The organism is Pedobacter sp. GW821-FHT01D05, assembly GCF_059422505.1.
On record NZ_JBWKXA010000004.1, the window covers coordinates 148161 to 159754 of the forward strand.

11 protein-coding genes are annotated in these 11594 nt (G+C 39.0%); 2 read left to right on the plus strand and 9 right to left on the minus strand.

Annotated elements, in window-relative coordinates:
• Positions 1–103: 103 nt before the first annotated feature.
• Positions 104–865, minus strand: a complete 762-nt coding sequence (locus tag AC07VK_RS15685; RefSeq protein WP_230142821.1) for a DUF4197 domain-containing protein — start codon at positions 863–865, stop codon at positions 104–106.
• A 218-nt stretch (positions 866–1083) separates the two neighbouring features.
• Between AC07VK_RS15685 and AC07VK_RS15690 the strand changes: the two genes are divergently transcribed.
• Complete coding sequence (locus tag AC07VK_RS15690) at positions 1084–1662, plus strand: RNA polymerase sigma factor (protein WP_492953907.1); 579 nt, start codon at positions 1084–1086, stop codon at positions 1660–1662.
• A complete protein-coding gene (locus tag AC07VK_RS15695) occupies positions 1655–2962 on the plus strand; it encodes a carboxypeptidase-like regulatory domain-containing protein (protein ID WP_492953906.1) in 1308 nt (435 codons plus the stop codon). Before AC07VK_RS15690 ends, AC07VK_RS15695 begins: the two co-directional genes overlap by 8 nt.
• Before the next feature lie 343 nt (positions 2963–3305).
• Here AC07VK_RS15695 and AC07VK_RS15700 read toward each other — a convergent pair whose 3' ends face one another.
• From AC07VK_RS15700 to miaB, 8 genes are all read right to left on the minus strand, one after another.
• Positions 3306–4316, minus strand: coding sequence for an inorganic phosphate transporter (locus AC07VK_RS15700; RefSeq protein WP_057933200.1), 1011 nt, complete (start codon positions 4314–4316; stop codon positions 3306–3308).
• A gap of 12 nt (positions 4317–4328) precedes the next feature.
• Positions 4329–4970 carry a DUF47 domain-containing protein gene (locus AC07VK_RS15705; RefSeq protein WP_029274248.1) on the minus strand — a complete coding sequence of 214 codons (642 nt, stop codon included), beginning with the start codon at positions 4968–4970 and terminating at the stop codon, positions 4329–4331.
• A 251-nt stretch (positions 4971–5221) separates the two neighbouring features.
• Positions 5222–6247: a sensor histidine kinase gene (locus AC07VK_RS15710; RefSeq protein ID WP_492953905.1), complete on the minus strand. Its 1026-nt coding sequence runs from the start codon at positions 6245–6247 to the stop codon at positions 5222–5224.
• A 277-nt stretch (positions 6248–6524) separates the two neighbouring features.
• Positions 6525–6887 carry a preprotein translocase subunit SecG gene (gene secG, locus AC07VK_RS15715; protein ID WP_108197142.1) on the minus strand — a complete coding sequence of 121 codons (363 nt, stop codon included), beginning with the start codon at positions 6885–6887 and terminating at the stop codon, positions 6525–6527.
• Positions 6888–6901: 14 nt separating this feature from the next.
• Positions 6902–7951 carry a DUF8458 domain-containing protein gene (locus AC07VK_RS15720; RefSeq protein ID WP_492961616.1) on the minus strand — a complete coding sequence of 350 codons (1050 nt, stop codon included), beginning with the start codon at positions 7949–7951 and terminating at the stop codon, positions 6902–6904.
• A gap of 74 nt (positions 7952–8025) precedes the next feature.
• Entirely contained in the window at positions 8026–8538 is a 513-nt protein-coding gene (locus AC07VK_RS15725; protein WP_492961618.1) for an LPS assembly lipoprotein LptE, read from the minus strand.
• A gap of 37 nt (positions 8539–8575) precedes the next feature.
• Positions 8576–9826, minus strand: coding sequence for a sigma 54-interacting transcriptional regulator (locus AC07VK_RS15730; RefSeq protein WP_492953902.1), 1251 nt, complete (start codon positions 9824–9826; stop codon positions 8576–8578).
• Between the two features lie 71 nt (positions 9827–9897).
• Positions 9898–11313 carry a tRNA (N6-isopentenyl adenosine(37)-C2)-methylthiotransferase MiaB gene (gene miaB, locus AC07VK_RS15735; RefSeq protein ID WP_492953901.1) on the minus strand — a complete coding sequence of 472 codons (1416 nt, stop codon included), beginning with the start codon at positions 11311–11313 and terminating at the stop codon, positions 9898–9900.
• Positions 11314–11594: the final 281 nt, after the last annotated feature.

Below are 11594 nucleotides of genomic sequence, written 5' to 3' on the forward strand. Positions count from 1 at the left end.
AATTCGGTCTGTGAGGACACAGACCGGGGAAGAAGGACACAGACCGGGGCAATTGACTTCTTTCCGCCGTGGTTCGTGTCCTCTCTAACCACAATTACACAGATTAAATCTTTTTCTTATCGGCGTAACCAAATACTTTTTGCAACAAGGTTGTACTTCTTGAACTTAAATTGCCCCTGATTTTAAGCTCTTCCTTCGCAACTTCAACAAATAAACCATCTATCGCTTTTTGGGTAACGTATTCGGTTAAATTCGTGTTTACAGGCTTAACCAAAGGCAGGCGATTGTATTGTGTAGTTAAGTCGCTATAATATTTGGTGGCATTTACCTTATTTAAACTTGTGGTTACAATTGGACTAAATTTTTGCATCAGCTGAGAAGTAGTTACCCTTTTAAAGTATTCGGTAGCTGCGTCTTTGTTTCCCAAAAGAATATTGGTGGCATCGGTTAATGTCATTTGTTTAATGGCTGAGATAAAAATAGGCTTTGCTTCAGTAGCAGCATCTTCCGCGGCACGGTTTAAGCTTACAATCACATTATCGCAAAGTTTGTTCAAACCTATGCCACGTAATGTTCGTTCAACCTTTTGTGCTTCAGGAGGCATCAAAATTTTAACGGCCAGATTGCCTAAAAAGCCATCTTTAAGCGAAAGCCTGTCGGCACCTGCAGAAACACCAATTTGTAACGCTTCCTTAATCCCCTGTCCTATTTCAAAAGTAGATGGCGTTCCGGTAGCGGCTGTGGTAGTACCCTGTTTTTCGGTTACTTTCTTAAATATATCACTCAGTTTAATCTGTGCGCTAACATTTAGGCTTGCAAATACCAGCATGGCCAGTGATGCCGATAAAATATTGATCTTTTTCATTTTGTGTGTTTAATCATGTTCAGCAAAACAACTGCCATATTTTTTTATTTACCCTCAAAGATAAGCCTTTGCGCATGGCAACAATGTTAAACCACTTAAAAAGATAGTGAACAAGGTAAAATATTTAGGACCTTCTCTTCCTAAAAAATTAGTTTATGTGCCATCACTCAGAAATATTTTTTATACTTGAAAGATAATTCGAAATAGCTGCCATTTTTTTGAGGTTTATAAAAAACACAGCTGGGAACGCCCAGCAAGAAGACGCCAAACTGATTGCCGAGTATAAAAATACGGGCGATTTAGACGCGTTGGGTACGCTTTACAATAAATATATGCATTTGGTGTTTGGGGTTTGTTTAAACTATTTCAAAGATGAAGAGCAAAGCAAGGATGCGGTAATGCAGATTTTTGAAGAACTGGTAACGAAGCTGAAAATACATGAGGTACAGAACTTTAAAAGCTGGCTTCATGTTTTAACGCGGAACCACTGTTTAATGGCACTACGGAAATCGGCCAAGCAAAATAATGTCTCATTAGACGATACTTTTGTGGAAAATAGCGAGTTTGTGCATCTGGATATAGACAACACAAAAGAAACGCAGCTTACCATTATGGAAAAGTGTATGGAAACTTTACCTGAAGAACAGCGAAAAAGCGTAGATTTATTTTATTTACAAGAGAAATGTTATAAAGAAGTGGCCGATATTACGGGCTACGACATGCTTAAAGTTAAGAGTTACATCCAGAATGGTAAGCGGAATTTGAAGATTTGTATAGAGAAAAACAGTAGTGAATAACGATTGGTTAGATATTGATGTTCTGGAAGATTACCTGGATGGTAAGCTTGATGCTAAAGCTATGCACTTTGTAGAAAGACAGGCTTTGGAAGATCCTTTTGTTGCCGAAGCATTAGAAGGTCTGAAACAATCGCCCAAACGCAAGCAAACACTTTCTATTTTACAAAAACAACTTTACGACCGTGTTTCGGAGAAACCTATAAAACGCAAACTTTGGGGCATTACTACTCAAAGGTTAAGTATTGCAGCAACAGCAACAGTAGCTTTTATTGCGGTAAGTATTTTATTCTTTATGCGCGAAACCAACCGCCGAAACGCAGAAATTGCAGCACACAAACAAGGTGGTGTAATGGTTCAGTTGGATAGCACAACAGCAATTGCGTCTGCGAAACCAAAAGAAGATACCGTAGCACAAAGTACCACAAGAGCAGCATTAGTTGATAAAGCCATTACAGCAGCAAAAACGGGTGATTTGGCAAAAAACACTAAAACGAGCCCTGTTGTAGAACGTGCAGAACAACAAATTGCCGAAGCAAAAGCTGTTTCAGATTATAATCGGGCTAGAGCCGCAAAAGCAGAAAGCCTTGGCGCTTACGCTTATAAAGCAAAGACAGAACAAAGTGCACTTAATGAACCTGTGGTGGCTGCAACACCTGCTCCGGCATATGGCTCGAGTAAAATCGCGTTTAGTGGCAATGTTGTAGACCAAAGCAATGGCCAACCTGTTCAGGGTGCTGTGGTAAAGTTAGCCGGTTCTAAAAATGTAACCGCAACTGATGCTAAAGGTTATTTCTATTTACCTGCTGATAGCAACGCAAAAGATAAAGACTTATTGATTAACGCCATTGGTTTTAAAGAATTGCCTGTAGCTGGCCTGCAAGATCCTAATGCAATTAAAAGTGCTTTAAGTGGGAATAAATCGCTAAATGAAATTGCATTAATTACAGGTTCGAACGGTCATAAGAAAGAAAATATTGCTGCACCAAAAATCACATTGCGTGCAGAACAAAACCTGGATGGGAAATCAGCTGATAGCATTACGAAACCTGTTCCCGTGTCTACCATCAACTATAGTCAATACTTAGAGAATAATAACAAACTTTATAACCCTAAAGGCCCGGAACAATTTGTAATTTTAAGTTTCAAAGTTAAAAGTAACGGACGGCCAACCAATATCAGCGTTATAAAATCACTGAACAAAAAAGCTGATGCGGAGGCAAAACGACTGATTCAAGAAGGCCCAGATTGGGTATTGCCTAAAAACGGAACTGATTTAGTAGAAATAAGCGTTAAGTTTTAATTTTCAGCTATTTATTACGGGCTCAGCGAACGCTTTCCTGTTCTCCTTATAAAGAAGGACTTCAGGCACCTAATATTTCCCTAAGACCCTAAGAAACTACATTTCTTAAATTCTTTCGTATGTCAGTCTGGGCGTAGTTGAAGAAAACCACAGAGAACATAGAGAAAAAGCAGAGGACATGGAGTTAGGCCCAAGAGCTCGGTGTTACTCCGTGTAAAAACTCCGTGGCCTCTGTGGTAAACACCATAAACCTAAATGCGCTCTGTGGTAAAAAAACTAACACCAACAAAAAAGACCAAGGCAATTAGCTTTGGTCTCTTAGGTATATTAAAGGATTCTGTTTTTATTTTAAGTAATAAATCACTGCATAAATAATGGCCGCTAATGTAGCTGAAACCGGAATGGTTAAAATCCAGGCCCAGATTAAGTTGATGGTTACTCCCCAACGTACTGCAGAAACGCTTTTTACTACACCCACACCTACAATCGAACCCGTAATGGTATGCGTTGTAGAAACCGGAATACCGAAATGCTCTGTGATACCTAAAGTTACCGCTCCAGCACCTTCTGCAGCAACGCCTTCCAGCGCGGTTACTTTGGTGATTTTGGAACCCATTGTTTTAACAATTTTCCAGCCGCCACTCATTGTACCTAACGATATTGCCGAATAACAGGCAATTGGCACCCATGCAGGCATAGCTTCGAAATTAGGAATTACTTTTGAAGCAATTAAAGCCGTTGCAATGATTCCCATTACCTTTTGGGCATCGTTACCTCCGTGGAAGAAACTTAATGCAGCAGAAGAAAGCAATTGCAGGCGTTTAAACCATTTCTCAGCAGTTGCGGGCTTAGCATAACGGCAGATATTGATAATAATCAGTGTTAATACAACTGATATCACCATACCGATTATTGGTGCCAGTACAATGAAAGAAACAATTTTTATTACATAACCCATGTTTACAGCATCAAGCGGACTGGCGCCTATAAGTAATGCATGTGTCATACCTGCACCAGCAAAACCTCCAATTAAGGTATGTGATGAACTTGAAGGGATACCATACCACCAGGTTAAAAGGTTCCAGATAATCGCAGCAACTAAACCTGCAAGGATAACCTCTAAAGTGATATAATTTTCAATTACCGTTTTAGCAACTGTATTGGCTACTTTGTGGTCGGTAAAATAAAAGTAGGCAGCGAAATTAAACAGCGCAGCCCACAAAACCGCCTGAAAAGGCGTAAGAACTTTTGTAGAAACAACTGTTGCAATCGAGTTAGCGGCATCGTGAAAGCCATTAATGTAATCGAAAGCAATAGCCAGAATTACAACAACAACCAATAAGGTAGTTACCATGTTTGTTTTTTATTAAGCGTTTTTAACCAAGATAGTTTCAAGCACATTCGCCACATCCTCACACTTATCTGTCGCTTTTTCTATCGTTTGTAAAACCTCTTTTTGTTTAATTAATTCAATCGCATTGGTTTCGTATTCGAATAAACGGGCTACCGCTAATGTAAATACATAATCAGCCTGGTTTTCGCCACTGTTAATACGGATACAAGCATCGGCAATTACGCGGATATTTTTGAAACTGCGTAATTCTTTAATTGCCTTATCAATATCGGTACACATTTCTACCAAAAGCTCGGCAATTTTAACAATCGGCTCGTTAATGGTATTCATGTTATACATCTGCATACGGTTTGCAGTACCATAAATATAATCGGCAACATCATCAACGGCAGTAGCCAGTGCATGGATGTCTTCTCTATCAAATGGCGTAATAAAGTTCCTGCTCAGTTCAAGAAAAATTGAGTGGGTAATATCATCACCTACATGCTCCAGGCGCTCAATTTCTTTAAAAATTGTTTTTCTGCTTTCCGCATCACCTGTGCTAACCATTTCTAAAAGGGTTTCTGCAATTTTTAATGCATTGCTACCTGCTTGCTCGAAAAGCGGATGAAACTTTTTGTCTTGAGGTGTAAAGAACTTAAAAATATTGTTCATGTTAATTTTTAATATGTTGCAAAGCTACAAGCCCAATGTTAAGTTAATGTTAATTTATTAATTATATTAACTAATTATCGCCTTATTTAATCAGGCCTGGCTTATTTCAATAGTTTTAGGTGTCTGACAATGAAATAAATAGGTTATCAACAGTGGTAAATTACTTTTCGGAACGAAATCAGATGCTATATTTTCCGGGTGTTCCATGTTTCCATGGCAAAAATTGAAGCATGATGATCATGGCACTAAAGCTACCCGCCTTTTTGTAGTGTAAAAGCAAAGGTAGTACCTATGCCAGGCGTACTTCTTACCGAAATGGTTTGTTGATGTGCCTCTAAAATGTGTTTTACAATGGCTAAACCTAAACCCGTGCCTCCAACTTCTCTCGCCCGGTGGGTATCGATGCGATAAAAACGTTCGAACAAGCGTAGCAAATGTTTTTCTTCTATACCGATACCATTATCGGTAACTTCGATCAAAACCTGATCGTGAAGTTCAAAAATTTTAATGGCTGTTTCGCCACCATCAATTCCATATTTAATACTGTTTACCAGCAAGTTAATCAACACCTGCCTAATCTTCTCGCGATCGGCCGAAACCAAGGTAATGGCAGTATATTTATCTTTAAAAAAGAGTTTAATGTTTTTTGCTTCAGCGCGGTCTTCGAGGTTTTCCATTACCTCTTTCGCCAATTGTACAAAATCGAACTTTTGGTAGTTAATTGGCGATTCGCCTGTTTCTAATTTTGAAATAACGTCTAAATCATTAATTAAATAACTCAGTCGCTCTACATTGTTTTCTGCTTTTTTCAGAAATAAAACAGCCTGATCCGGGTCATCTACCAAACAGTCCTGTAAAGTTTCGATATAACCCTGAATGGCAAAAAGCGGGGTTTTAAACTCGTGCGAAACATTTGAAAGGAACTCTCTTCTAAACTGTTCCTGTTTTTTTAATAAATCTATTTCTTTTTTCTTTGCGCCAGCCCATTCCTTTACTTCCTGCTCTACATCATTAATCGGATCAGCACTCACGTACTCGCCGAGCGCATCTTTTAAATCTTTACCTAATTTAAGGTTATGGATGAGCTTGTAGATAAGTTTAATTTTGGTGTAAATATATTTCTCGAGCAAATAATAAAAAACCAAAAAACTGCACAGAAACGATACGCCAAAAGAAATAGCCATGTAATACAGGCTATGCTGAAAATAAAAATTAACCATCCCGATGGAAAGACCAACGGCGAGAGCAGTAAATAAAACCAGCACACTTAATTTCATGCTGCAATTTAAAGCTTTTTATGTTAAATGTGTGTTAAGAGACCAAGGCTATTAATTCATTTTTTACGGAATGTTAAAAAACAAAATAGGTTGTATTATAAGTTGTGATTCCATTCGAACTTGTCACGTTGAGCTTGTCGAAACGCTTTGCGAGGCATCTCAACAGGTCCTTCGATAGGCTCAGGATGACAATTCTATATTTATGATACAGCTTCGTTAAAAACCAAAAAAGCTTTCCCTTTTGAGGAAAGCTTTATAAAATACGGGTAAGTATTACTTATTTCTTTGTCGAATCTGTTTTAGCTGGAGTAGAAGCAGCAGGTTTAGTGCTGTTTAAATTTCCGCCAAGTGGAGATGGTGATGGTGTTTTATCTAAACGCTCTTGAATAGCTGAGTTTCCAACTGCTGCAGTACCGCCGCTGGTTTTAGCAATTGTAGTAACAGCAAGGGTTAACACTACGATCAAGGTTAACAATACCCACGATCCTTTTTCTAAAACATCGCCAGTACGTTGTACACCAAACATGTTACTGGTGCCACCGCCTGTAGCTAAACCTCCGCCTTTAGGATTTTGTACTAAAACAAATAAGCCTAAGGCCACACACGCAATAATTAATAAAATGATTAAAAAGGTTACCATGGTAATATTATATTTTAAAATTTCTTTTCTATAGATTGGATAAGGTCGGCAAAGTAACGGCTTTTTTCCGGATATTTCAAACTTAATTTTTTATAAGTATCTATGGCTTTGTGATAAAGCATTTGCTCGATATAAATTTTAGCTAAAGTTTCCGAAACAAGGTCGTAATTGTCTTCTGCACTTTTCTTTGCCTTGTTTTCATTGTCTATCTGTTCTGGCTTCGGAGGCTTGATTGTTGGATCTTCTTTCAAAAACCGTTCGATAATTTCGGTTCCCTTTGCATCTTTAATTTCGGCAGAAGGATATTCAGCTAAATGATCGGCTACCTCGAAAGGTGTTTGAATGTGAAAGATATGCTCTACATATTGCTGTTGAAACTCAGCTCTTTCTTGCTGCTGGTTGTTTTGTGCCTGTGGTTTTACCTTACCGGCATTGGGGTGCGCATAAGGCTGAAAAATCTGCTCGTGCTCTTTACGGGTTTTAGCCAGCCACCATAAAAACGTATACGGAAGCTTATCGTCGTTATATTGCGAAACAAAATTCCTCTCCGGCTCATCAGGAACAACCGTTTCAATTTCTGGTGCCGCCGTAACCACATCGGTACTTAATTTCTGTTCAAAGGCAAAAAAATCAGTAGCAGCTACACTTTCAATAAAAGAATCATCATCTGCAGGTAAGTCCATTAAATGACTATCAATACCCGGCAGGTGATTTGGCGTTTCTATAGGAATTATTGGCTTTTCTGAGTGAAGATCTGGAGCTAATTCTCTTATTTCTTCAAAAACGACCTGTTCATCCTGTGTATTTTCAGTAACAACCTCATTAATTACTCCTTCTTCTGTTGTTTCACGAACTGAAACCATGTTTAATATATGGAACAGCACATGCCCCTGGCTATAAAGCGCTGCTTTTGGTACTGCTGATGCATTAGCTTTGGCTAACAGTAAATGAATGGGCTGAGCATATGGAAATTGCGCCACCATTTCCTGCAACATGGATACATGCTCTGGTCCAACCTTTCCAGGTTGCGCAAGTAAATCTGCCAGTAGCTTTTTGTTATCCATTATCGAGGTTTGCCGCTAAGTTAAAAAAATGTAGACGGGTTTTGAAAATTTTGTATTTTAGAATCCTGCTTTATTTACCACTGCGCAAATGCCCGGTTAAAAATATCTTCCGATAATTGTTTGTTGATATTTTCGATAGCCCCAGGCAATAAGGTTTGAATTGGTGCCCCATTGATCGGAAAATCGAAATATCTGGTAAAGCTTTCTTCAAAACTTTCTTTTTCGTGTTCTTTTATATTATTCTTATACTTTACAGAAACGGTTATAGTTAATCTGTTTGCTCCTGAAGTAGGTGTAGGACTATTTTGAAGCGCAACGGGTTTAATCTCATAGCCCGTTATTCTGCCTTCAAACGATGCATCGCCTTCGCCTGTGGGAGAAATAATCAATTTGGTCTGATTACGGATCCGGCTCTTTAACGATTCGGTAATCTGGTTACTTAGTGTTGGTACCACTAATGGTGCATTATTTTCGAATACCCGAACAACCACCGTTTTTAATCCTGTTGTTGACGCCCCACTGAATTTATAAGAACAAGCGTTTAATACCGAAGCAAGAAGGATTAAAGCAAATATTTTAATTTTCATAGATCATTATTGATGCTTAAAGCAATTGTACGTTAAATTATAAATTTAATTCTTTAATTTTTCGGTACAATGTTCTTTCAGAGATACCCAGTTCCTGTGCTGCAAATTTACGCTTACCCTTGTGTTTCTTTAGTGCTTTTTTAATCAGATCTGATTCTTTATCCACTAATGATAAAGATTCTTCTACCTCTTCGGCTTCGTGTGCAAAATAATCAGCATTATTATTATTATTGTTGATGTTATTATTGCTTGGTGTAGGTTGCTGAATGGTAAAGGCATGCTCTTGCCCTGCGGGCAGTTCTACATCGCGGTAGAGCTGATTGATATACTGCGGATTATCTGCCAAAACGGTAGCGGTATTTCCGCCGTGCTGAATAATTTCGGCAACGAGTTTTTTAAGCTCAACCATATCCTTTTTCATATCGAAAAGTACCTTGTACAAAATATCTCTTTCTGTAAAATCTTCTTTCGACTGCGCATTAATCGCCATTGGCAGGTTACTTCCAGCCTCGTTCGGGATATAGTTTAAAATGGCTTGTCCGGTTACATTCCGGTCTTTTTCCAATACACAGATCTGCTCGGCAATATTTTTTAACTGACGAACATTACCCGGCCAGCTATAATTGGTTAAGATCTGAATGGCATCTGGTTCCAAATGCAACGCAGGGCTACGGTATTTATCGCTAAAATCGGCAGCGAATTTTCTGAATAATAAATAAATATCCTCTTTACGCTCCTGCAAAGCCGGTATGCGCAGTGGAACAGTATTTAACCTGTAATATAAATCTTCTCGGAATTTTCCGTTTTTAACGCGGTTATACACATCAACATTGGTTGCGGCAATAATGCGGACGTCTGTTTTCTGAACTTTAGATGAACCTACACGTAAGTATTCGCCGCTTTCCAAAATACGCAGTAAACGTGCCTGTGTACCCAAAGGCAGCTCAGCAACCTCATCTAAAAAAATGGTTCCGCCGTTTGCTACTTCAAAGTAACCTTTACGTGCTTCATGTGCACCTGTAAAAGATCCTTTTTCGTGACCAAACAATTCAGAGTCAATGGTTCCTTCAGGAATGGCGCCGCAGTTTACAGCAATAAAAGCACCATGTTTACGGGCACTCATTTGATGGATAATCTGCGAGAACACCTCTTTACCACTACCACTTTCGCCTGTTATTAGCACCGACATATCAGTTGGTGCTACCTGGCTTGCAATATCGATGGCACGGTTAAGCAGTGGCGAATTGCCAATAATACCGAACCGTTGTTTAATATTTTGTGTATCCATTCTTTAGATTTGAGTATTGAGATTTGAGATATTAGACCTTACGCCTTTTGCCTTCTACCCTCCACCTTTTTTTAAACTATTTTACCAATTAACGTAGCTGAAGTGCATTTTTCGATAAATACATTTGCATATTGGCCTGGTTTAACGCCTTCAATTGCAGGAAAAATGGCCATAGCTCCGCTATCTCCTCTTCCGCAATAATCCAGATCTGATTTTTTAGAAGTGCCTTCAATTAAAACACGAACGGTTTTACCCACCCACTCTTGTAAGCGCATTAATGAATGTGCCTGTTGTTTGGCCAAAATCTCAGCCAAACGGCGTTTTTTTACTTCTTCAGGAATATCATCTTCTAATTTACGCGCTGCTAAAGTTCCTGGCCTTTCAGAATAAGTGAAGTTATAGGCAAAATCATACTCCACATAATCCATCATACTCAGGGTTTCCTGATGCTCTTCTTCTGTTTCTGTACAGAAACCGGCAATAATATCGGTAGAAATTGCGCAACCCGGGATAATGTTGCGGATGGCATCAATACGGTTAATATACCATTCGCGCGTATAAGTCCTGTTCATTAACTCCAATATTCGGGTATTACCCGATTGAACAGGTAAATGAATATAATTACAGATGTTATCGTACTTAGCAATGGTATGTAAAACTTCGTCGGTAATATCTTTTGGATGCGAAGTGGAAAAACGCACCCTTAAATCAGGGCTAACCAAAGCTGTTTGCTCCAAAAGTTGTGCAAAGTTTACGGTTTCTGTTCCATCTTCCGATGTCCAGGTATATGAATCTACATTTTGGCCTAAAAGCGTAACCTCACGGTAACCGGCTTCAAATAAACCTTTTGCTTCTTCTATAATGGAATGGGCATCGCGACTGCGTTCGCGGCCACGGGTAAAAGGAACCACGCAGAAAGAACACATATTATTACAACCACGGGTAATGGAAATAAAGGCGGTGATTCCGTTGCTATTTAAACGAACCGGACTAATATCTGCATAAGTTTCTTCACGGGATAAAAGTACGTTAACCGCTTTATGTCCACTTTCTACCTGTTCAATTAAGTTAGGTAAATCGCGGTACGCATCGGGCCCTACAACTACATCGACCAACCGCTCTTCTTCTAAGAATTTAGATTTTAAACGTTCTGCCATGCAGCCTAAAACCCCAACAATTAATTTCGGGTTGCGGCGTTTTTCGACACCAAACTGCGACAAACGGTTCCTAACCCTGGTTTCAGCGTTTTCACGGATAGAGCAGGTATTGATGAAGATTACATCGGCCTGATGATAATCCCCTGTGGTTTCAAATCCTGTTTCAGAAAGAATAGAAGCAACAATTTCACTATCAGCAAAATTCATTGCACAACCATAACTTTCGATGTATAATTTACGGGCATCGGCTTTAATTGGTGTATCTAAAATTAAAGCTTCACCTTGCCTGGCTTCATCGTGCGTCTTATCCTGTACTTGTAAATCAATCATTATTTAAAAACATTTTGGGGATTGCAAAAATACATAAATAAAATTAAAAGTGACAAATTGACATATTTTGTTTAAATGTTTACAGTACGATTATGATAAGACAGTTAGCAGCCCCAATTAATCCATATTTTATATCGTAGAATAAAAAGATTTTTGGAAATGTAGGTTCTGTTCCTGTGGAGGGCTTCAGCTGTTCCTGCTACTATGAGGGGTTTTCCATGCTACCGTCCTAACCCATCTAGCCCTTGGCGAAGCGGTACCCTGCAGGCAAGGAGGCACGA

Excerpts from the sequence above, each read along its gene's own strand:
- AC07VK_RS15710 (WP_492953905.1), bottom strand. The coding sequence starts at position 6,247 with ATGAAATTAAGTGTGCTGGTTTTATTTACTGCTCTCGCCGTTGGTCTT.
- AC07VK_RS15720 (WP_492961616.1), bottom strand. The coding sequence starts at position 7,951 with ATGGATAACAAAAAGCTACTGGCAGATTTACTTGCGCAACCTGGAAAG.
- AC07VK_RS15705 (WP_029274248.1), bottom strand. The coding sequence starts at position 4,970 with ATGAACAATATTTTTAAGTTCTTTACACCTCAAGACAAAAAGTTTCAT.
- AC07VK_RS15730 (WP_492953902.1), bottom strand. The coding sequence starts at position 9,826 with ATGGATACACAAAATATTAAACAACGGTTCGGTATTATTGGCAATTCG.
- AC07VK_RS15685 (WP_230142821.1), bottom strand. The coding sequence starts at position 865 with ATGAAAAAGATCAATATTTTATCGGCATCACTGGCCATGCTGGTATTT.
- secG (WP_108197142.1), bottom strand. The coding sequence starts at position 6,887 with ATGGTAACCTTTTTAATCATTTTATTAATTATTGCGTGTGTGGCCTTA.
- AC07VK_RS15700 (WP_057933200.1), bottom strand. The coding sequence starts at position 4,316 with ATGGTAACTACCTTATTGGTTGTTGTTGTAATTCTGGCTATTGCTTTC.
- AC07VK_RS15725 (WP_492961618.1), bottom strand. The coding sequence starts at position 8,538 with ATGAAAATTAAAATATTTGCTTTAATCCTTCTTGCTTCGGTATTAAAC.
- miaB (WP_492953901.1), bottom strand. The coding sequence starts at position 11,313 with ATGATTGATTTACAAGTACAGGATAAGACGCACGATGAAGCCAGGCAA.